This window comes from Akkermansia muciniphila (assembly GCF_002884975.1).
Taxonomy (GTDB): Bacteria; Verrucomicrobiota; Verrucomicrobiia; order Verrucomicrobiales; family Akkermansiaceae; genus Akkermansia; species Akkermansia muciniphila_C.
The window spans coordinates 694497-716579 of the sequence record NZ_PJKB01000002.1; the positions used below are offsets into that span (position 1 = coordinate 694497).

Here is a 22083-nt window from a genome sequence, read left to right on the forward strand (position 1 = left end):
TTAGGATGAGGATGTTTTCTTTTACCGCCCTCCGGCGTTACGCGCCGGAGGGCGGATTCATGGTGTGTTTTCAGTTTTTGGCGGGGGCGCAATCCCATTGCGGTTTGACGGAGAGCTTGCCCGTGGCGCCGGGAAAGCCTTCCGGCACCTGGCAATCCTTGCGGAGTTTGCCGTACAGTTCCTTGAGTTCCTTCAAGGTTGCCGCATATTCCGGCTTGCCGGCTACGTTGTGCATTTGGGCCGGATCCTTCTGGTTGTCAAAGAGCATCCATTCGTCACTGGTCCAGAGGTAGGACAGGGTATAGCGGTCCGTCCGCAGGCCGTCATGGCGCGGGGCATTGTGTTCCCCCGGGTTTTCATAAAAGGCGTAATAAAGGGGACGGTCCGTGAATTCCTTGTGTTCCCCCGTCTTGAACAACGGAGCAAGGCTGCGGCCCTGGAAGGTATTCATGTTTTCCGGGGTGGCGGCTCCGGCCACTTCACAGAAGGTGGGGGCGTAGTCCAGTTCCTGCACCATCGCGGCGGAGCGCACGCCGGGCTTGATGTGGCCGGGCCATTTCATGATAAGGGGCATGCGGAAGGATTCCTCAAAAATCCAGCGTTTGTCATACAGGCCGTGTTCCCCCATGTAGAAGCCCTGGTCCCCGCAGTAGAGAACCAGCGTGTTCTTGTCCAGGCCGTTCTGCTTCAGGTAGTCCATGATCTGGCCGATGCTTTCATCCACGGAGAGCACGGTTCCCAGGTAGTCTTCCATGTAATGGCGCCAGCGGCGCAGCAGGATGTCCCTCTGCGTCTTGATTTTTCCGCTCCGAATGTCCTTCACGAGCTGGACGGTGCGGGCCTTGTGGTAGTTGTACCAGGCTTCCTTCTGCTGCGGGTCCATGCGAACCCATTCCGGCATTTCCCAGTCATACTTGGTATGCAGGGTCTTGGATTCCGGGCAGGAGAGCATTTTCTGGATGTCTTCCGGCACCACGTCCTTGATCAGGTGTTCGTCAGACCAGACGTTGAAGTGGTTGAGCAGCGTCTGTTCCGTCATTTTCAGGAATTCCGGGCGGTCCGCAAAGTCATCTTCCAGATTGGCGGGCGGGTCAATGGCATCCGCGTACTGCTTGGCGCGGCCCAGGTTCTGGATGGAGGGGCACCAGCAGCGGTGCGGAGCCTTGTGGCCCACGACGAGCATGAAGGGCTTGTCCTTGTCCCGCTGTTCCAGCCATTTGAGGCTTTTCTGCGTGACCAGCTCCGTGGCATAGCCGGGTTCCGTCTTCACCACGCGCTTGCCGTCTTTGCCGGGGGTGATGAAATCCGGATTGAAATAGTTGCCCTGGCCTGGGAAGATTTCCCAGTAGTCGAATCCGGTGGGGTTGGATTCATATTTGGACGTGTCTCCCTTGGCGTCCGGCGGAATAGCTTCCAAGTGCCATTTGCCTACAATGGCAGTCTGGTACCCGGCCTTCTGGAGCATCTTGGGGAAGGTTGGCTGGGAACCGTCAAAAGGAGCCGCGTGTTCATTGAAAAGGTAGCCGTTCATGTGGGAATGGCGCCCCGTGTAGATGCAGGCGCGGGAGGGGCCGCAGAGGGAATTGGCGCAGTAGCTGCGGTCAAAGACCATGCCTTCATCCGCCAGTTTGCGGAAGTTCGGATACGGCATGGGGGAATCCTTGTCACAGGTGCCCAGAGTCTGGTAGGAGTGGTCATCAGTAACAATAACCAGGATATTGGGGCGCTGGTCCGGCGCCTGCTTCTGCGGCTGGTCCGCGGAAGCTGGCAGGGAACAGGCCGCGAGCATCAATGCGGTGACGGCATGGCGGTTCATCATTGGAATTATGAATTAAACAGGTGAATGGTTGAACAGGGGCGGCAGGATTTGTCCGGAAGAACATTGATGCCAGTGTGGAAAAAGACCACATCCCCGAAAGAAAAAACTGACAAAAGAGAGTTTTAGGAAAAATAAAACATCAGTTTTATATTTCAATACAAAAATAGGAGTAATGCCGGGGAGCGGGAAAAGAGCTCCCTGCCAATGGAGCGGCAGGAAGAGGTACGGCCTAGCCCGAATACAGGGCATGAGGGCGAATTCCACCTGACGGAAGGGCCCGCCTGGATGCCTGATAGCGTGGCCGGAATGCAGGAATTCCCAGGTTACGGCATTCCTTTACGGGTGGGAAAAGGGCAGTGGGGCCGAAGGTCAGGCGTCTCAGGGAGCGTGGCGCCCGTTCCTTCTGTTGTTTTCATGCGCTTTTTTCTGTTCCAGAAGCCATTTCCTGTCCTGGGGGCTGATTTTTTGCAGGGACGTCCTGCTCTGGTGGCCGTCCAGTTCCTGGAGCCAGAGGGCATGGTCTTTCTCCGAGTAGCGTGAGAGCTTGGCGAAGACCGTGTTCCCGTTGAGCCCCGTCCAGACGCGGTATCCCTTGGGTATGAGCGTCTTCTTGAATTCCTCATACTGCTGCCCGGCCAGTTTGACGCTGTTTTTAATCTGGTCAAAGTAAAGGGCGTTTTGGCCCGTATAATAACCGCGTATGGTGTCCACCTTGGTTCCGTCCGGAGACATCACCAGCAGCACGGGCGTGCCCCTTACGCCGAACAGGGAGGGGGCCTTTTGCACGTACTCCAGCATTTTCCTGCGCTTTTTGAAAATGGGTTCGTTTTCAAACTTTTCCGCCTGGTCGTAACAGACCCGGACGACGTTGCTTTTCGCCCAGTCTTCAAATTCCTTCGTATGGAGAAGTTCCGCCGCCAACTTCCGGCTGGGAGGGCTGCCTGTGGAATGATGGAACCAGATCAGAATGGGTTTTCCGGTGCTCTGGGCTTCCCGGAGAGCGGAAGGGTAGCTCTGGATCCAGCGTTCGTTTTCCTTGCGCTGGGCGAAGGCTTCATCCAGTCCGGGGATGGGGGCTTCCGGGTCATGCGCATCCGTATAGTAGACGGCGCCGCTGTCCGCCCTGGTCATTTCCTCCTGTGTGGAGGCAGTGAGCTGGTGGGCCTGCTGCTGGCCCGGCGTGGTGCCCATCAATCCGGTTGGAACGTTGGCGATGGAGTTGGCCATATTGTCCTGCATGTATTCCGAAAGGCTTTTTTTCACCTTCGGTTTTCCTGATTCCGGAGAGGTTCCCACGCAGGAGCACAGGGCGGCGGAGACAAACAGAAGCATGGATAGCCTGAGCAGACTCATGCCCGATCTGATAGCATAACCGGGAGCGGTTCGCAACCGGGAATTTGCAGTCTCCGGCCCTTCTTTCCGCAGAAGGAAGGGGCGTGTGGCGCCGAAATCAATCTCCCGTTTTCAGCACCTTGATAAAGGCTTCCTGCGGGATGTTGATTTTTCCGATGGCCTTCATGCGCTTCTTGCCTTCCTTCTGCTTTTCCAGAAGCTTGCGCTTGCGGGTGACGTCACCGCCGTAGCATTTGGCCGTCACGTCCTTGCGCATGGGGGAGATGCTTTCACGGGCAATGATCTTGCCGCCAATGCAAGCCTGGATGGCTACGGTGAAGAGCTGGCGGGGGATGACGTTTTTCAGGCGTTCCGCCAGTTCGCGGCCGCGGGAGGCTGCCTTGTCCTGGTGGACGATCATGGAGAAGGCGTCCACCGGTTCCCCGGCAATGAGCATATCCATCTTGATGAGTTTGGCCGCCTGGTAGCCTGCATATTCATAGTCCATGGAACCGTAGCCGCGGGTCATGGATTTGAGCTTGTCGTTGAAATCCACCAGAATTTCCGCCAGAGGCACGGTACAGGTGAGCATCACGCGCGTGTCGTCAATCGTTTCCGTGTTGGTCACGCTGCCGCGTTTTTCCAGGACCAGCTGCATGATGTCTCCGATGTATTCTCCGGGGAGCATGACGAACACCTTGACAATGGGTTCCCGGATTTCCTGAATTTCCTGCTGTTCCGGGAGCAGGCTGGGGTTGTCCACGCTGATTTCCTCCCCGTTGGTTTTGGTGACCTCGTAAATCACGGAGGGGTAGGTGGAAATGATGTCCATGTTGAATTCCCGGCGCAGGCGCTCCTGGATGATTTCCATGTGGAGCAGGCCCAGGAAGCCGCAGCGGAACCCGAAGCCCAGGGCTACGGAGGATTCCGCCTGGAAGGAAAAGGCGGCGTCATTGATCTGAAGCTTGGCCATGGCGGCCTTCAGGGCTTCAAAGTCCGAGGAGTCCACCGGATAAATGCCGGAGAAGACCATGGGGCGGATTTCCTTGAAGCCGGGCAGGGGGGAGGGGCACGGGCGCATGTAGTCCGTATAGGTGTCGCCAATCTTGACGTCCGCCGCGGATTTCATGTTGGCGATGATGTAGCCCACGTCGCCGGCTTCCAGGGAGTCCGTCCGGGTCATCTTGGGGGTGAAGATGCCCACTTCCTTCACTTCATACACTTCATCCGTGGCGAAGAGCTTGACCTTCATGCCGCGCTGCACGCTGCCGGAAATGACGCGCACATAAGAAACCACGCCGCGGTAGGCGTCATAAACGGAGTCGAATACCAGGGCGCGCAGGAGACCGTCTTCCTGCGTCTTGGGGGGGGGGATGCGCTGGACGACGGCCTCCAGAATGTCGTCAATGCCGATGCCCATTTTGGCGGAAGCATGGATGGCTTCCTCATGGGGGATGCAGACAATGTCCTCCAGCTGGCGGTACACGTTGGGAAGATTGGCGCTGGGAAGGTCGATCTTGTTGATGACGGGGATGATGGACAGATTCAGGTCCATCGCCAGGTGCATGTTGGCGAGCGTCTGGGCCTCCACGCCCTGGGCGGCGTCCACAATGAGAAGGGCGCCTTCACACGCGGCCAGGGAACGGGACACTTCATAGGAGAAGTCCACGTGGCCGGGCGTGTCCAGCAGGTTGAGCTTGTAGGTTTTTCCGTCCTTGGCCTTGTAAAAGATGGTGACGGGGTGGGACTTGATGGTAATGCCCTTTTCCCGTTCCAGGTCCATGGCATCCAGAAGCTGATCCTGCTTTTCCCGTTCGGAAATGGTATTTGTCTTTTCCAGTAGCCGGTCGGAAAGGGTGGTCTTTCCGTGGTCAATGTGAGCGATGATGGAGAAATTGCGAGTCAGTTCAATGGACATGGTGGTCTCTACCCTTCTAACGTGAGTGCCCTGTGCGCGGGGAGGGTAACACAGCCCATGCGGCGGTCAAGACCGGAGCATGACTGCCCGCCGTTCCTTGTCGGCAGACCGTGCCGCGCCGGTTCCATCCGTTCCGGAAAAACCGTCATTCATGACAAGAGCGGAACCGGGAGATTGAACGTGAAGGGGGAGGTAGGGCTCTCAACTGGTGCAGGCACGCGAGTTCCTCTCCGTGCAGCCACTTTTACTTTGTCAGCATATGAAATCCTTTTTAGCAGCCATTTTAAGTCTATTCGTTCCCGGCCTTGGCCAGTTGTACAAGGGCCACTTTGTCCAGGCCATCATCTGGTTCCTGGTGGTGGGCGCGGCATACGGCCTCCTGTACTGGTTCATCTTCGCCCTTGTTCCGATTGTCCTGCATATCATCTGCATTCTGCAGGCGTACTTCATGGACAACGAATGAGATTGTCCGGAGCATGGGCTTAACGCCTCTTTACCGGAAGGCGAAGAACCGTTTTCAGGCGGTCCGGAGACGTTTTCCGGGGATCGGAAAGGTAAATTTCATGGTGGGTGCGTGAACCTTCCATATCCGGAAGGAGCTCCGCCTCTTCCATGAAGGCGTGCATGCGGGCCAGCGTGGCTGGTTCGTCGTCATAGGGGCCCGTATGCAGGCATTGCACGCAGAGGCCTTCCCGCAGGGAGTCCAGGCGGGCGGCTTCCGTATTCAGGTGAGGTTTTTTCCTGGCGACCTGCTCCTGCGCATAAGACAGGGTCTCCTGCGTTACAAATCCGGGCTGGCGGATCATGGATACCCACCGGAAATCCTTTTTGCAGGCAGGCGCGGTGGAACCGCAGCTCCACCACAGGCTTTCCAGAGGGGGAACGACGTATTCATGGTAATCCGGAATGGGAAAAGTCCTTTTTTTGCCTCCCATGCGCACGGCATAGGACAAGGCGTACAGCAATTCCACGGCGTGCTGGTAAGCTCCTGCCGGATCATTGGGGTCCCCCTCTCCCTCCACCATGAAAAAGTTCATTTCAGGAACGTTCGCCAACACGGGGTGTGAAGGGGGAAGGTAGAAGCGCTTTTCTTCTTTTTTAAAATCCAGAGGAGACATGGGTGCAGGCTATCAGGAAAGGGGGAAACGTGCACGAATAAAAAGGCTGTTCCTTCCGGGGGAGGAACAGCCTTTTTAAGAAGAGTGAAGAATGTGTCAGGCCCTGCGGCGGCGCATCATCAGCGCAGCCAGCCCCAGCAATCCCAGGGAAGCCGTAGCCGGTTCCGGAACGACAGCCAGCGTGCCTTCCAGGGAGATGTCCGTAACAACGGCGTTGTTTCCGTCATTGCCTCCCACACTGCCCAGAACGGCATAAACCTTGCCGTTTCCGTTCGCCTTGAGAGCGGACATCTGCTCGTCCGTCAGGTCATAGGAAACATTCCATACGGAACCGTTGTTGCCTCTGGAACCCTTGCAAAGCTCCACAACGTCTCCGGTCATGGTTTCATACCACAGGGAATACGTGAAGGTGGGGCCGGTGCCGGGAGGCGTAAGGCTGAAGCTGAAGGTCAGTCCGTCATAGGCCTGCATATTGTCAATGGTCATTTTCAGGCCTGCACAGACGCCTTTGGTTCCGTTCATGTTGGGCAGGATGATGGACTGGGTCTCTGTATTGACGGAAGCTTTCCCCCATTTCAAGTCGGCATTTCCGGTGGTGGTGTACCATCCGTCGGTCCGGGAGGCGTTTCCCAGCCAGCCCTTGACATCGGCTTCTGTAATTCCGTTTCCGGTTAAACGTCCGGCTGTGTTGTAGCCCTGGCCCGTGATGCTTTCGATGCCGGGCATCAGCTCAACCGTGGCCGCAAAAGCTGTAGTTGCCAATCCCGCCAGTCCGAGGAAAATGGTGCAGAGTGTTTTCTTCATATCCTTTTGATGGTGTTAAACGGTGTTTACAGTTACGGATTAGCAATCCGGAGTCAAGTTCTAATTCTAAGAACAAGGAATTTGTGTTGAACAATGTTGTAATTATCAAAAGGCATTTCCCGGTGAAAGGAGACTTTCCGTAATCGCCAGACTCTCCCAGGGAGCGCCGCTGGCTTCTGCGGCAGCCAGACATGAAGTTGAACGGAAACTTACTTTATTCCCTGAAAGCCAGTGCATCCTGACGAACGTCTGTATTTCAGATGCCGGAGGGGCCTGCGGCGCTCCTTGGAAGGATGGAAATCCATGCTCCGTTTTTCATTCATAACGGATTGCTAATCCGGTGGAGACCTTGTTTTTGACTGGATAGAGATGCAAGGTGTTCTATGTGAAAATCTTGCATCTTTATCCATTTCCCGGCAACTGCAATTTTTCTAAAAAAGGAGGGCTCTTATCAGATTTGGCGGTGAGTTCCGGGCGGGGTGTTTCCTTCCAACGGTTATAGAGAGAATGGCCGGAATCCCGTGTTCCCCGCCAGGCAGGGCGGAACGTGGAGAGTTGCGGTTTCCCATCCCCTGCCGGGGCTTGAAATGGCGGAAAACGGAACGTTTATTGATCCGGGGGAGATGCTCCGGACGAAGCTGGAAGGAAGGGACGCCAGTTTTTGAAGCCCATTCAGGCTTCCCTTGCTCCTGGCATAAAAAATGCGGGGCCTTCATCCAGAAGGCCCCGCAGGTTGAGGTGTTTTGCCGGGAACGGCTTAACGCTCGTTGTCGAAGTTGATGGTATCGTTCAATACGTCTTCGGCAAACTCAGCCGCTTCCTCATCTTCCCCGTCCAGCGCGATTTCTTCAGCGCCTTCCGCGGGTTCCACTTCAATCTTGCTGTACAGGGGGAACCCGGTACCGGCAGGGATGAGATGGCCCATAATGACGTTTTCCTTGAAGCCTTCCAGCATGTCGGTCTTGCCGAGGGTGGAAGCTTCCGTCAGCACGCGCGTGGTATCCTGGAAGGATGCGGCGGAGATGAAGGATTCCGTTTCCAGGGAGGCCTTCGTGATGCCGAGCAGAACGGGCTTGGCGGCGGCAGGCTGGCCGCCCTGGGCTACGGTCTGTTCGTTGATGCGGTCGAAGGTGGTCTTGTCCACCTGGTCGCCCCACAGGAATTCGGTGTTGCCGGGTTCCGTGATGACTACCTTGCGGAGCATCTGGCGCACGATGATTTCCACGTGCTTGTCATTGATTTCCACACCCTGGAGGCGATAGACTTCCTGAACTTCGTTGACGAGGTGTTCCTGAAGGCTTTCCTTGCCGCAGACGTCCAGGATTTCTTCCGGAGAGACGGGGCCTTCCGTAAGCTGGTCACCCAGATGCACATGGTCGTCTTCGTGAACGATGACGTGCTTGTTCATCGGCACCAGGTGATCCACCAGTTCACCTGTGGGGGTTTCAATGGTGATGACCTTTTTGCCGCGGGAGGTGTTCTTGCTGCTGAGGCGCACGATGCCTTCCACGCGTGCAATGGTGCAGGCGTCCTTGGGCTTGCGGGCTTCAAACAGTTCCGCCACGCGGGGCAGACCGCCGGTGATGTCCTTCGTCTTGGCCACCTTGCGGGGCGTCTTGGCCACCATCGTGCCGGCGGAGATGGTTTCTCCGTCTTCCACGGTGAGGTTGGCGCCTGCGGGAATGGCGTGGTGGGCCAGAACTTCACGGGTCTTGGCGTCACGGATGACGACCTGGGGGTGAAGTTCCTGCTTGTGTTCCATCACGACGAGGGAGGAGGTGCCGGTTTCACGGTCCGTTTCCTTGGAGACGGTGATGCCGACGATCATGTCCTTGAATTCGACCACGCCGCCCTTTTCTGCAATAACGGGCACGTTGTACGGGTCCCAGGTGGCAAGGGTTTCATCCTTCTTGATGGAGCCGCCGTTGGGCACGTACAGGATGGTGCCGATGACGGGCTGGTAGGATTCCAGTTCACGGCCCTGTTCGTTTTCAATGCGGACGGAGCAGTTCTTGTTCAGTACAACGAAGTTGCCGTCTGCGTTTTCTACCGTGCGGAGGTCTTCCGTGTAGATGACGCGGCCGTCGTTCTTCGCTTTCACGATGGGCTGCTTGAACGCCGTGGTGGCGGTACCGCCCACGTGGAACGTACGCATGGTGAGCTGCGTGCCGGGTTCACCGATGGACTGGGCGGCAATGATGCCGACCGCTTCCCCGATCTTCACTTCCTGGCCGGTGGCCAAGTTCAGGCCGTAGCACTTGGCGCAGCAGCCCTTCTTGAGTTCACAGGTGAGCACGGAACGGATTTTCAGCTGTTCAATGCCGATCTTTTCCAGTTGTTCCGCCTGCTTTTCATTAATGAGGTCGTTGATGTCCACGATGATTTCACCGTTGACGGGGTCAACGATGCGTTCGCAGGAGGTGCGGCCGTAGATGCGGGAGGCCAGGGACGCCACTTCTTCATCACCGTCATAGATGGCATGAACGGTGATGCCGTTGCTGGTGCCGCAGTCTTCCGCGTGGACGATGACGTCCTGGGCCACGTCTACCAGCTTGCGGGTCATGTAGCCGGAGTCAGCTGTCTTCAAGGCGGTGTCAGCCAGGCCCTTGCGGGCGCCGTGGGTGGAGATGAAGTATTCCAGCACGGACAGGCCTTCACGGAAGTTGGCCGTAATGGGCTGTTCAATAATTTCACCGCTGGGCTTGGCCATCAGACCGCGCATGCCGGAGAGCTGCTTGATCTGCGCCTTGTTGCCTCGGGCGCCGGAGTCCACCATCATGAAGAGCGGGCTGGCCATCTTGGAGCCTTCGTTGTGTTCCAGCTTGCGGTACAGGGCCGCCTGGATCACGTCCGTGGTCTGGGTCCAGATGTCCACCACCTTCTGGTAGCGTTCACCGTCCGTGATGATACCGTTCTTGTATTGGCGGGTCACCTTGTCCAGTTCCGCATACGCCTTCTCGATCTCCGTCTTCTTCTGGGACGGAACGACCATGTCCACAATGCCGATGGAGCAGCCGGAACGGGTAGCTTCCTTGAAGCCCAGGTTTTTCAGGGAATCCAGGGTCTTCACGGTGCGTTCCTTGCCCACGGTCTGGTAGCAGCGCCAGATGATGTCGCCCATCTGCTTCTTGCCCACGTTGCGGTTGATGTAACCGAGCTCCCGGGGCCAGATTTCATTGAAGCGAACGCGTCCGGCGGTGGTGACGAGGACTTTCTTGGTCACATCCCCGTACACCACTTCGGAAGGCTTCTTGCCGTAGTCCGGGTTGTGCAGGCGGATCCAGTCATGGTAGCCGATCTTGCGGGCGGCAATGGCGTATTCCACTTCATCAATGGATTCGAAGAGGGGGAGGTGATGATGATTGTCCTGGTTGTTCTGCACTTCCGCGGCACGGGTATGCGTCAGGAAGTACGCTCCCAGAATAATATCCTGCGTAGGCGTGGCGATGGGTTTGCCGGAGGCCGGGGAGAAGATATTGTTGGGAGCCAGCATGAGCTGACGGGCTTCCATCTGGGCTTCCACGGACAGCGGCACGTGCACGGCCATCTGGTCACCGTCGAAGTCCGCGTTGTACGCGTTACAGACGAGCGGGTGCAGGCGGATGGCGGAGCCTTCAATCAGGACCGGTTCAAAGGCCTGGATGGAGAGGCGGTGCAGGGTGGGGGCGCGGTTAAGCATTACCGGGTGGCCCTTGGTGACTTCTTCCAGAATGTCCCACACTTCCGGCGTCTTGCGGTCAATGAGCTTCTTGGCGGAGCGCACGGTGTGCACGTAGCCCAGCTCCTTCAGGCGGTGGATGATGAAGGGTTCAAACAGGATGAGGGCCATCTTCTTGGGAAGGCCGCACTGGTTGAGCTTCAGTTCCGGGCCAATCACGATAACGGAACGGCCGGAGTAGTCCACGCGCTTGCCGAGCAGGTTCTGGCGGAAACGGCCTCCCTTGCCCTTCAGCATGTCGGAAAGGGACTTGAGGGGGCGGTTGCCGGCACCCGTAACGGCGCGGCCATGGCGGCCGTTGTCGAACAGGGCGTCCACGGCTTCCTGGAGCATGCGCTTTTCATTGCGGATGATGACTTCCGGGGTTTTGAGGCTCAGGAGGGTCTTCAGACGGTTGTTGCGGTTGATGACGCGGCGGTACAGGTCATTCAGGTCAGACGTGGCGAAGCGGCCGCCTTCCAGCGGAACCAGCGGGCGCAGGTCCGGGGGAATCACGGGCAGCACGTTCAGGATCATCCATTCCGGGCGCGTGTTGGACTGAAGGAAGCCTTGGGCCAGCTTCAGACGCTTGGCGATCTTGCGCTTGTTCTGCTTGGAGTTGGTGTTGTCCAGCTGTTCCTGCAGGTCCGTGACGAGGGAGGCCAGGTCAATGGAGGAAAGCATCTTCTGGATGGCTTCCGCGCCCATGCCGGCTTCAAAGCTGTCATAGCCGTATTCGTCTTCCGCATTGCGGAATTCTTCTTCCGTCAGGATGGCTCCCTTTTCCAGGGGAGTGCTGCCGGGATCCACCACGATGTAGTCTTCATAGTAGATCACGCGTTCCAGATGGCGGGCGGTCATGTCAAGCATGAGGCCGATGCGGCTGGGCATGCACTTGTAAAACCAGATGTGGGAGACCGGAACGGCCAGTTCAATGTGGCCCATGCGTTCACGGCGCACGCGCGCGTTGGTTACTTCCACGCCGCAGCGGTCGCAGGTGATGCCCTTGTGCTTGATGCGCTTGTACTTGCCGCAGGCGCATTCCATGTCACGGGTGGGCCCGAAGATGCGTTCACAGAACAAGCCGCCTTTTTCCGGCTTGAACGTGCGGTAGTTGATGGTTTCCGGGTTAACGACTTCACCGAAGGACCAGCTGCGGATGGTATCCGGGTCCGCCACGGTGATGGCAACCTGGTCAAAGGTCCGCGGTTTGTCGCTCAGGCCGTGCATTTCCCTGATGGTGGGGGTATCAGACATATAATAAAAGTTTTGAAGAATGTTTGATGCCCACTCCCGCGTTTTGCGGCACGGGAGTGGAATACGGTGGATGTTTAGAATTTGAGGTCGGAGAAGTCGACGTCCGCCAGTCCGGCCATGTCGTCGCTGTCGAAGCCTTCCGTCATGCCGTCCACGGGGGTGAGGTCCGTATCGCCGAGCTGCAGGGAGGGTTGTTCATCCTTGCTGCCGGGGCGCACGTTCAGGCCCAGGGACTGCATTTCCTTCATCAGAACGTTGAAGGATTCCGGAGTTCCGGCTTCCAGGGTATTGTCACCCTTCACGATGGATTCGTAAATGCGGGTGCGGCCCTGCACGTCGTCAGACTTCACAGTGAGGAGTTCCTGGAGGGTGTAGGCGGCGCCATAGGCTTCCAGCGCCCACACTTCCATTTCCCCGAAACGCTGGCCGCCGTACTGGGCCTTGCCGCCCAGGGGCTGCTGCGTGACCAGGCTGTACGGACCCACGGCGCGGGCGTGGATCTTGTCCGCCACCAGGTGGTTCAGCTTGAGCATGTAGGTCTGGCCTACCACCACCGGGTTGTGGAAGGGTTCACCGGTCAGGCCGTCATAGAGGGTGCTCTTGCCGCCCACGGTGCCGTCCTTGCCGTCGCCGATCCAGGTGAAGCCGTCCACCTGCTTGGCTTCGGACATGTAGTTCCAGATGGCGTCTTCACTGATGCCGTCGAACACCGGAGTGGCCACCTTGAAGCCGAGGGCCCTGGCAGCGATGCCGAGGTGGGCTTCAAGAACCTGCCCCACGTTCATTCGGGAAGGCACGCCCAGGGGGTTCAGAACGATGTCCACCGGAGTGCCGTCCGCAAGGAAGGGCATGTCCTGTTCCGGAACGATCTTGGCTACCACGCCCTTGTTGCCGTGGCGCCCGGCCATCTTGTCACCCACGCCGAGCTTGCGCTTGGCGGCGATGTACACCTTGACTTCCTTCAGTCCGCCGGGTTCGGATTCGTCACCGGATTCCATCTGGTCCAGCCTGTGTTCGCGTTCGTCATCCAGTTCCGTGAAGCGGCCTTCAAAGGAGGTGATGATTTCCAGTATCTTGTTGCGGATCGGGCTCGGTTCGATTTCGATGTGGTCGTGAACCAGGGCCAGCTTGCGCAGCAGGGTCTTGGTGATCTTGCGGTTGGCGGGGATGATGATTTCACCGGTCTGTTCGTTGACCACGTCCAGCGGGATTTTTTCACCCAGAAGAATGTCGGAGAGCTTCTTGGTCAGCTGGTCAATGAGCTGTTCCTTCTTCTTCTTGTGCTCGTCATTGATCTTCTTGAACTGCTTCTTCTTTTCCGCGCTGTCCACCACGAGGTCGCCGCGGTGGTGGCCGGAGCCCGTGGAAGAGATGCGCACGTCCATCACGATGCCGGTGCAGCCGGAAGGGACACGCAGGGAGGTGTCTTTCACTTCCGCAGCCTTTTCACCGAAGATGGCGCGCAGGAGGCGTTCCTCCGGAGCCAGTTCCGTTTCAGACTTGGGAGTGATCTTGCCCACGAGGATGTCGCCGGGCTTCACTTCCGCGCCGATGCGGATGACGCCGTCATGGTCCAGGTTCTTCAGGGCTTCGTCACCGGCGTTCGGAATGTCGCGGGTGATTTCTTCCGGGCCCAGCTTGGTATCGCGGGCCTGCACTTCAAACTCGGAGATGTGGATGGAGGTGAAGGTGTCTTCCTTCACGGTCTTTTCAGAGATGACGATGGCGTCTTCGAAGTTATAGCCGTTCCACGGCATATATGCCACCAGCACGTTGCGGCCAAGGGCCAGTTCGCCCTGGTCCGTGTTCGGGCCGTCGGCCAGCACGTCACCGGTCTTGATCTTCTCGCCGCGGCGTACGATCGGACGCTGGTTGATGCAGGTTCCGGCGTTGGAACGCATGAACTTGCGCAGGGGATAGACGTAAACGCCATTGTCGCGGTCCGTGCGCACGCTGTCCGGGTCGGACAGGAACACTTCCGGACGCACGGGCAGTTCCCCGTCTTTCGTCGTGATGATGACTTCCGCCGAGGCGGCGGCTACCACGCCGTCCGCTTCCGCCAGAACGACGGAACGGGAGTCCCTGGCGCACTTGCCTTCAATGCCGGTCCCCACGTACGGGGATTCCGCCACCATGAGAGGCACGCCCTGGCGCTGCATGTTGGAACCCATGAGGGCGCGGTTGGCGTCATCATGTTCCAGGAAGGGAATAAGGCCTGCGGCGATGGAGACGAGCTGCTTGGGAGACACGTCCATGTAGTGCACGTCGGCGGGGTCCACTTCAATGAACTCGCCCTTTTCACGGGCGGTCACGCGGGAGGTGGTGAAGTTGCCCTGTTCGTCCAGGGGGTTGTTGGCCTGGGCGATAAGGTAGCCTTCCTCCTGGTCGGCGGTGACGTATTCGATGGTGTTGGTGACCCGGCCGTTTTCCACCTTGCGGTAGGGCGTTTCAATGAATCCGAATTCATTGATGCGGGCGTAGGTGCACATGGAGTTGATCAGACCGATGTTGGGACCTTCAGGGGTCTCAATCGGGCAGATGCGGCCATAGTGGGAGGGATGCACGTCTCGGACTTCGAAGCCGGCGCGGTCACGGTTCAGGCCGCCGGGCCCCAGGGCGGAAAGGCGGCGCTTGTGCGTCAGTTCCGCAAGGGGATTGATCTGGTCCATGAACTGGGAGAGCTGGGAGCGGCCGAAGAAGTCGCGCACGACGGCGCTGAGGGCCTTCGGGTTGATGAGCTTGCTGGGCGTGACGCCTTCAATGTTCTGGTCAATGAGGGTCATGCGTTCCTTCACCAGGCGTTCCGTGCGGGCGAGACCCACGCGGCACTGGTTGGCCATGAGTTCACCCACGGCGCGCACGCGGCGGCTGCCCAGGTGGTCAATGTCGTCCACCATGCCTTCACCTTTCTTGAGGCGCAGGAGATACTTGAGAGCGGCCAGGAAGTCGTCCGCGGTCATCAGGCGCTGGTCCAGGCTGGTGTCCAGCCCAAGCTTCTGGTTGATCTTGTAGCGGCCCACGCGGGTGAGGTCGTACTTCTTGGGATCGTCAAAGAGCCTCTTGAGCAGGGTGCGGGCCTGGGCGGCCGTGGCGGGATCGCCGGGACGGAGGCGCTTGTAGATTTCCTTGAGGGCGGATTCCTCGTCATGGGCGGGGTCCTTCTTCAGGGTCTTGATCAGCACATCGTCTTCAGTCTGGTCAATGACGTCGATTTCCTTGATGCCGAACTGGAGGAGCTGGCGCACCACGCCCATATTGAGCTGTTCAAACGCCTTGGCGAGGACCAGGTCCTTGTCCTTGATGGTGTCCACGGCCACGAGGTTGTGCAGGTCTTCCTCCGTCATGTCTTCGCTCAGGGGAAGCGTGCGGATGTCATAGAACTGGCTGACGATGTCGCGGTCCGTCTTGAAGCCCAGATAACGCATGAACGTCGTCGCAAGGAACTTGCGGCGGCGGCGGCGGCGGTCAAGGTAGACGTAGAGGAGGTCGTTGGTGTCAAACTGGACTTCCAGCCAGGAGCCGCGGTCCGGAATGATGCGGAAGGAGTGGAGGAGCTTGCCGTTCAGGTGCTGGGCGCTTTCAAAGCAGATGCCCGGGGAACGGTGGAGCTGGGACACGATAACGCGTTCGGCGCCATTGATGACAAAGGTGCCGCGATTGGTCATCATGGGGAGTTCACCCATGTAGACCGTTTCTTCCTTGGATTCGTTGTCAGACTTGAGCTTGAAGGTGACCTGGAGGGCGGCGCTGTAGGTTTCCCCGGCGCGGATAGCCTCGTAATCGCTCATCTTCGGCTGTTCGATGTCGTAGGAGACGAAGTCGAGCTCAATGTTTTCGTCATAGCTCTTGATAGGAAAGATTTCCTTCAGAACGCCGTGTAACCCGATGTTTTTCCTGGCCGCGGCCGGTGTGTCCTGTTGTAGAAAATCGAAGTATGATTGAAGTTGAATCTCAATAAGGTTCGGAGGTTCGATGACTTCCTTGATATTCCCGAAGTAGAGTCGCTTTGACATGGGCTGCTGTGGCGGAGATGTTATGGGTTTGCATCCTGAAAAACCCGGATGCTGGGCTGATTGGTTCCTTCCTTGGGAGACGGAACCGACTGGAAGCGTTTTGACGGGTAAAAAGCCTCTAGTCGGTCACGCGGGATGTGAAGACGAGGAAGCGCAACAGGAGAAAAACGGGTCTTCTCCTGTTGCGCGGGAAGTAAAAAGCTTACTTGACGTCAACCTTGGCGCCAGCTTCTTCGAGCTTGGCCTTGGCGGCGTTAGCTTCGTCCTTGGAGACGGCTTCCAGGATGACGGCGGGGGTGCCTTCAACCAGTTTCTTGGCGTCCACCAGGCCGAGACCGGTCTTCACTTCGCGGACGGCCTTAATCACGGCGATCTTGTTGGCGCCGGCTTCCGTCAGAACGACGTTGAATTCGGTCTTTTCTTCTTCAGCTTCGGCAGGAGCGGCAGCGGCAGCGGCAGCTACGGGAGCAGCGGCGGAAACGCCCCACTTTTCTTCCAGGAGCTTGACGAGGTCGGCAGCTTCCAGGATGGTGAGGGTACCGAGTTCTTCAGCGATTTTGTTAATATCAGCCATTGTATTGTTTTCTAGTTTGGTTTCGAGTCGCGCCAAGAGCCAACTTGGCATTTCAGTTCTCCGGCTGGAGTTCCGACAAGGAACCTGTAGGAGAGTCAGGCCCGGTTTTCACACATTTGGCTAGAGTGCAACCGGGCCGTCCGGTCAAGGGGTTAGTATTAGGCGGCGGGTTCTTCGCTGCCGCCGTTTTCTTTGTCCACATATGCCTGAATAACTCGGGCAAGAGCGGAACCGGCTGCATTGATGGTGCCAAGGAGCTTGGCCAGCAGCTGATCGCGGGGGGGCAGTTCACCGATGGCGCGGATCTGGTCCGCGGAGAGGACGTCACCGTCCAGGATCGCCACCTTGTATTCAGCCTTCTTGGAGGCCTTGGCAAAGGTGTTGATAGCCTTGGCGGCGGCAGCCACGTCGGACGCGCCGGTCACGAAAGCGGTCTGGCCGACGAGGTGTTCACCGATGTCGGGAAGGCCGGCGTCCGTCAGGGCCGTACGCATGAAGTTGTTCTTGGCTACGTGGCACTGGGCGCCGCAGGCGGCCAGGGCGGAACGCAGGTTGGTGAACTCAGGCACGGTGATCGAGGTGTAGTCCACGACGATCAGGAACGGGGAGGCGTTGACGCGGGCGGTCAGGTCGTCAATGATGATACGCTTGTCAGGATTCATGGTGTGCTAAATCGGTTCGGGTTACAGTTTGGCGATGGAAGCGGTGTCAACCGGCAGACCGGGGCACATGGCGCATGAAACGGTGACGGATTCAATGTAGGCGCCCTTGGCGGAAGCCGGGCGGGCCTTGACGACGGAATCAATCAGAGCAGCGATGTTTTCAGTGATGCCTTCGTTGGAGAAGGAGAGCTTGCCTACAGCGGCGGAGATGTTGGCGTTCTTGTCAACCTTGTAGTCAACACGGCCGGCCTTCACTTCCTTCACGGCCTTGGCCGTGTCATCCGTAACGGTGCCGGTTTTCGGGTTGGGCATCAGGCCGCGCGGACCCAGCACACGGGCAACCTTGCGGACCTCCGTCATGGCGTCGGGGGTGGCAATGGCCGTGTCAAAGTCAACGAAACCGTCCTGGACCTTCTTGATCAGGTCTTCAAAGCCCACGAATTCGGCTCCGGCTTCCTGGGCGGCCTTGGCGGCATCACCCTGGGCGAAGACGAGGACGCGGACGTTCTTACCCGTGCCGTTGGGCAGGGAGACGCTGCCGCGGACCATCTGGTCGGATTTGCGGGGGTCCACGGTCAGGTGGAAGGAAACGGTGACAGTCGGGTCAAATTTCGGGGCCGGGAAAGACTTCATGGTTTCCACGGCTTCCGTGATGCTGTAGTTCTTGTTAGGGGTAACAAGCTTGGCTGCTTCTTGATATCGCTTGCTGCGTTTGGTAGACATGTGTGTATTTGGCAGTGCGTTCGGATTGGTTAATCCTCCTGCGGTGAGTGTTACATACCTTCAACTTCGATGCCCATCTGGCGGGCCTGGCCGGCAAGGATGCGGGCGGCGCGTTCGGGGTCCTTCGTGTTGAGGTCCGGGAGTTTGGTGTTGACGACTTCCATCAGCTTGGCCTTGGAAAGAGTGGCGACCTTCTTTTTGTTCGGTTCGCCGGAGCCGGAAGGAATGCCGGCGGCCTTCTTGAGAAGCACGCTGCCCGGGGGCTGCTTGGTGATGAAAGAGAATGACTTGTCCTTGTAAACCGTGATGACGGTCGGCAGGAGGTCGCCAGCCTGCTTTTGCGTGGCGGCGTTGAACTCCTTGCAGAATGCCATGATGTTTACACCGGCCTGACCAAGTGCCGGACCCACGGGCGGGGAGGGGTTAGCAGCTCCGGCATTAATCTGGAGCTTAATGATTTTGGTTATTTCTTTTGCCATGGTTTTGCTTTGTTAGCGGAGAAAATGAACGGGAGAAGCCTGCGGCTTTCCGGATGGGGCGGTTCAGGCTTTTTCAACCTGCCAGTATTCCAGGTCCACCGGGGTAGCGCGGCCAAAGATGGAGACGCTGACGCGCAGCTTGCCTTTTTCGGGGTCGATTTCTTCGATGGTGCCTTCCTGGCTTTGGAACGGGCCTTCGCAAACACGTACGGGATCGCCGACGGCAAATTCCACCTTGGGGCGGGCGGCTACGGCTTCCGCGTCCAGCAGGGGCAGAAGGTCTTCCACCTCGCGCTTGCGCATGGGAAGGGGTGCATTGCGTGAACCGGCGATGCTGATGACGCCGTCAATCTGCTGAATGAAGTACCAGAGGTCTTTGTTCAGGGTGCCGTCCGCTTCCAGCAGGTACATGTTGGCATAGACGTAGCCGGGGAAAAGTTTGCTGTGGCGTTCCGTCTTTTTGCCGTTGCGCACTTCGGAAATGAGCTCCGTGGGGACTTCAACGCGGTAGATGAAGTCGGAAAGTTCGGCGTCCTTTGCCTTGCGGATGATGCGGTCACGAACGCTGTTTTCCTGTCCGGAGAGGACGTGAAGAACATACCATTGTTCGTGAGGCTCTGGGGTACTGGGCATGATCGGAGAAAGAAAGTAGGAGTAAAACTAGATAGCCAACTGGATGAGGTAGTTGACCACGCTGTGAAGAAAGATGTCGAACGATGCAACAAACGCGCCAAGGAAGACCATGGCAATCAGTACGACGAGAGTGGAACCCCAGAGTTCGCGGAATTTTTTGAAACCTTTCACCTTGGGGTCGCTTTCCCAGGGCCAGGTGGTCTTCTTAAGTTCGCCCTTAACTTCGGCGATGAATTGAGAAATCTTGCGAAACATGCTTCAAGGTGGGGTGATGTATTTGGAAAGAAGTGGCAGGTCAGGAGGGACTCGAACCCCCAACATTTGGTTTTGGAGACCAACGCTCTACCAATTGAACTACTGACCTGTTGAAGTCTCTTCTTTCGTGGGAAATGAGGGGGCCTCCGGGGAGACCCCCTCATTAAACCTGATGTAGATTCCTCTACAAGTTCCCAAGGGAACTTAGTCAAGGATTTCGCTCACACGACCGGCACCAACGGTGCGGCCGCCTTCGCGGATAGCGAATCGCATGGCTTTTTCCATGGCGATCGGAGTGATGAGCTGGACTTCCAGGTTGACGTTGTCACCAGGCATCACCATTTCCACGCCTTCGGGAAGGGTGCAGCAACCGGTCACGTCCGTCGTGCGGAAGTAGAACTGCGGGCGGTAGTTGTTGAAGAACGGGGTGTGACGGCCGCCTTCTTCCTTGGTCAGGACGTAAACTTCAGCCCTGAAGTTCTTGTGGGGCTTCACGGTGCCGGGCTTGATGATTACCTGGCCGCGTTCGATGTCTTCCTTCTTCAGGCCGCGGAGAAGCAGACCAACGTTGTCACCGGCCTGACCTTCGTCAAGCAGCTTGCGGAACATTTCAATGTCCGTAACGGCGGTCTTCTGGGTGTCCTTGATGCCGATGATTTCAACTTCTTCCATCTTCTTGACGATACCGCGTTCGATACGTCCGGTAGCCACGGTGCCGCGGCCGGAGATGGAGAACACGTCTTCCACAGGCATGAGGAAGGGCTGGTCAACGGGGCGTTCAGGCTGCGGAATGTAGGAGTCAACAGCGGCCATGAGTTCCATGATGGAGTCTTCAGCGGCGGTGTCGCCTTCCAGAGCCTTAACGGCGGAACCCTTGATGATGGGGGTTTCATCGCCCGGGAATTCGTATTCGTTGAGGAGTTCGCGGATTTCCATTTCCACGAGTTCGATGAGGTCGGGATCGTCAACCAGGTCGCACTTGTTCATGTAAACGACGATGGCGGGGACGCCCACCTGGCGGGCAAGGAGGATGTGTTCGCGGGTCTGCGGCATCGGGCCGTCGGAGGCGGCGACCACGAGGATGGCACCGTCCATCTGAGCAGCGCCGGTGATCATGTTCTTCACATAGTCGGCGTGTCCGGGGCAGTCAACGTGGGCATAGTGACGGTTTTCCGTTTCGTATTCAACGTGGGCCGTGGAGATGGTAATGCCGCGTTCGCGTTCTTCGGGGGCGGCGTCGATCTGGTCATAGCCGCGTGCTTCGGCGAAACCCTTCTTAGCGAGCACTGAAGTAATGGCGGCGGTAAGGGAGGTTTTGCCGTGGTCAACGTGACCGATGGTGCCCACGTTCACGTGGGGCTTGTTGCGCTGGAATTGCTCTTTAGCCATAATGTTTTGTTTAGGTTTGGGCTGCTATGGGTCTAGCTTGAAGATGGAGCTTCTGGCGGGAATTGAACCCGCGACCTCATCCTTACCAAGGATGCGCTCTACCCCTGAGCTACAGAAGCATAGACTTCTTCCGCCTTTCGCTGCTCTTAGAGAGTTGTAAATCCGCCCAAACCTGCGGTTCTAGCGGATAGATAGCATCCTCCCGTGTTGCCTGACGAAAAGCGGACGCTAGGTTACGTTTTTTAATACCGGATGTCAATGAAAACATGAACATTTTTTTATCTTTATGCCGCAAATACGGGGTGTTCATGTATAATATATTTATCAGGAATGCGTTGAATATTTAGATCTGTTTAGATCTTCCGTCAATTTGAGATTGGGGTCAACGTCTTCATCCAGAGAGTGGAACAATCCCCTGCGGGCTTTGAGGCAGGTGACATAGGCGATCATGGCGGCATTGTCCGTCGTCAGGTCGAAGTCCGGCAGCACCAGTTCCACCTTTTCACGGGCACAAGCGGCTTTCAGCCGGGAACGCAGCTCCCCGTTGCAGGAGACGCCGCCGGAAACGGAAAGGGTGCGGTGGCCGGAGACGCGCAGGGCATGCAGGGCCTTGTGAATCAGAACGTCCGTTACGGCGCGCTGGAAGGAGGCGCAGATATCCCGCAGGGTCTGTTCCGGCAGGTCATGCGGATCGCCGCTTTCCGTCAGCTTGGGCAGCGTGTAGAGAACGGCGGTTTTCAAGCCGGAGAAGGAGACGTTGGCCGTGTGCTCCTTCATCAGGGCACGTGGGAAGGAGAAGGCTTCCGGGTCTCCTCCCGCAGCCATGCGGTCTATTTCCGGGCCTCCGGGGTACGGAAGGCCGAGCATTTTTCCCACCTTGTCAAAGGCTTCCCCCGCGGCGTCGTCCAGGGAACGGCCCAGCAGGCGGTAGTCCCCCACGCCGCGAACATCCACAAAGAGGGTGTGGCCGCCGGAGACGACCATGCCCAGATGGGGAACGGGGCCTCCTGGACGTTTGACGAAGGGGGAGAGCAGGTGGCCTTCCAGATGGTTGACGGAGACGAAGGGTCTGCCCGTCGCCAGCGCCAGCGCCTTGGCCGTACTGTTGCCCACCAGCAGGGCGGCTACCAGGCCCGGGCCTCCCGTAGCGCCGAAGACGTCAATGTCCGCCGGGTTGACGCCGGCCTCACGGCATGCGGCCCGGATGACGCCGGGAAGGTCCGCCGAGTGGTTGCGGGAAGCCAGTTCCGGCACCACGCCGCCGTGGCGGCGGTGAATGGCAATCTGGGAGGAGATGATGGAGGAGAGTATTTCCGGAGCTTCCTCCTCTCCGGCGGAACGCAGGATGGCTACTGCCGTTTCGTCACAGGAGGATTCTATTCCCAGAACGGTGAGGGATTCCGGCATGGC

16 protein-coding genes and 2 tRNA genes are annotated in these 22083 nt (G+C 58.0%); 1 reads left to right on the forward strand and 17 read right to left on the reverse strand.

The features are described 5' to 3' along the window. Positions 1-70: 70 nt before the first annotated feature. The 3 genes from CXU21_RS09060 to lepA all read right to left on the reverse strand — a co-directional run bounded on the left by CXU21_RS09060 (position 71) and on the right by lepA (position 5069). The gene (locus CXU21_RS09060; RefSeq protein ID WP_257997383.1) at positions 71-1819 is read right to left on the reverse strand and encodes a sulfatase family protein; all 1749 of its coding nucleotides are present in this window, start codon (positions 1817-1819) and stop codon (positions 71-73) included. Positions 1820-2197: 378 nt separating this feature from the next. After that, complete coding sequence (locus tag CXU21_RS09065) at positions 2198-3172, reverse strand: thioredoxin family protein (RefSeq protein WP_102715157.1); 975 nt, start codon at positions 3170-3172, stop codon at positions 2198-2200. Positions 3173-3269: 97 nt separating this feature from the next. Continuing rightward, complete coding sequence (gene lepA, locus CXU21_RS09070; protein WP_102715159.1) at positions 3270-5069, reverse strand: translation elongation factor 4; 1800 nt, start codon at positions 5067-5069, stop codon at positions 3270-3272. Positions 5070-5328: 259 nt separating this feature from the next. On the opposite strand from lepA, the gene CXU21_RS09075 reads away from it, so the two are divergent. Beyond that, positions 5329-5532 carry a hypothetical protein gene (locus CXU21_RS09075; protein WP_102715161.1) on the forward strand — a complete coding sequence of 68 codons (204 nt, stop codon included), beginning with the start codon at positions 5329-5331 and terminating at the stop codon, positions 5530-5532. Positions 5533-5551: 19 nt separating this feature from the next. Here CXU21_RS09075 and CXU21_RS09080 read toward each other — a convergent pair whose 3' ends face one another. The 14 genes from CXU21_RS09080 to tsaD all read right to left on the reverse strand — a co-directional run bounded on the left by CXU21_RS09080 (position 5552) and on the right by tsaD (position 22080). Next, positions 5552-6187, reverse strand: a complete 636-nt coding sequence (locus CXU21_RS09080; RefSeq protein ID WP_102725799.1) for a GyrI-like domain-containing protein — start codon at positions 6185-6187, stop codon at positions 5552-5554. 96 nt (positions 6188-6283) lie between these two features. Next, positions 6284-6991 carry a PEP-CTERM sorting domain-containing protein gene (locus CXU21_RS09085; RefSeq protein WP_102725800.1) on the reverse strand — a complete coding sequence of 236 codons (708 nt, stop codon included), beginning with the start codon at positions 6989-6991 and terminating at the stop codon, positions 6284-6286. A 757-nt stretch (positions 6992-7748) separates the two neighbouring features. After that, a complete protein-coding gene (gene rpoC / locus CXU21_RS09090) occupies positions 7749-11945 on the reverse strand; it encodes a DNA-directed RNA polymerase subunit beta' (protein WP_102725801.1) in 4197 nt (1398 codons plus the stop codon). A gap of 74 nt (positions 11946-12019) precedes the next feature. Next, positions 12020-15958 carry a DNA-directed RNA polymerase subunit beta gene (rpoB, locus tag CXU21_RS09095; RefSeq protein WP_102715171.1) on the reverse strand — a complete coding sequence of 1313 codons (3939 nt, stop codon included), beginning with the start codon at positions 15956-15958 and terminating at the stop codon, positions 12020-12022. A 202-nt stretch (positions 15959-16160) separates the two neighbouring features. Continuing rightward, on the reverse strand, positions 16161-16532 hold the full coding sequence (gene rplL / locus CXU21_RS09100) for a 50S ribosomal protein L7/L12 (protein WP_022396951.1): 372 nt from the start codon (positions 16530-16532) through the stop codon (positions 16161-16163). Between the two features lie 158 nt (positions 16533-16690). Then, positions 16691-17194 carry a 50S ribosomal protein L10 gene (rplJ, locus tag CXU21_RS09105; RefSeq protein WP_102715173.1) on the reverse strand — a complete coding sequence of 168 codons (504 nt, stop codon included), beginning with the start codon at positions 17192-17194 and terminating at the stop codon, positions 16691-16693. Between the two features lie 21 nt (positions 17195-17215). Then, entirely contained in the window at positions 17216-17917 is a 702-nt protein-coding gene (rplA, locus tag CXU21_RS09110) for a 50S ribosomal protein L1 (RefSeq protein ID WP_102715175.1), read from the reverse strand. A gap of 50 nt (positions 17918-17967) precedes the next feature. After that, on the reverse strand, positions 17968-18396 hold the full coding sequence (rplK, locus tag CXU21_RS09115) for a 50S ribosomal protein L11 (protein ID WP_102715177.1): 429 nt from the start codon (positions 18394-18396) through the stop codon (positions 17968-17970). 63 nt (positions 18397-18459) lie between these two features. Further along, on the reverse strand, positions 18460-19029 hold the full coding sequence (gene nusG / locus CXU21_RS09120) for a transcription termination/antitermination protein NusG (RefSeq protein WP_012420087.1): 570 nt from the start codon (positions 19027-19029) through the stop codon (positions 18460-18462). Between the two features lie 27 nt (positions 19030-19056). After that, complete coding sequence (locus CXU21_RS09125) at positions 19057-19284, reverse strand: preprotein translocase subunit SecE (protein WP_012420088.1); 228 nt, start codon at positions 19282-19284, stop codon at positions 19057-19059. Positions 19285-19317: 33 nt separating this feature from the next. Beyond that, a tRNA-Trp gene (locus CXU21_RS09130) sits at positions 19318-19393 on the reverse strand. 95 nt (positions 19394-19488) lie between these two features. After that, entirely contained in the window at positions 19489-20673 is a 1185-nt protein-coding gene (gene tuf, locus CXU21_RS09135) for an elongation factor Tu (protein WP_102715179.1), read from the reverse strand. A 44-nt stretch (positions 20674-20717) separates the two neighbouring features. After that, positions 20718-20792 (reverse strand) — tRNA-Thr (locus CXU21_RS09140). A 205-nt stretch (positions 20793-20997) separates the two neighbouring features. Beyond that, positions 20998-22080: a tRNA (adenosine(37)-N6)-threonylcarbamoyltransferase complex transferase subunit TsaD gene (gene tsaD / locus CXU21_RS09145; RefSeq protein WP_102715181.1), complete on the reverse strand. Its 1083-nt coding sequence runs from the start codon at positions 22078-22080 to the stop codon at positions 20998-21000. Positions 22081-22083: the final 3 nt, after the last annotated feature.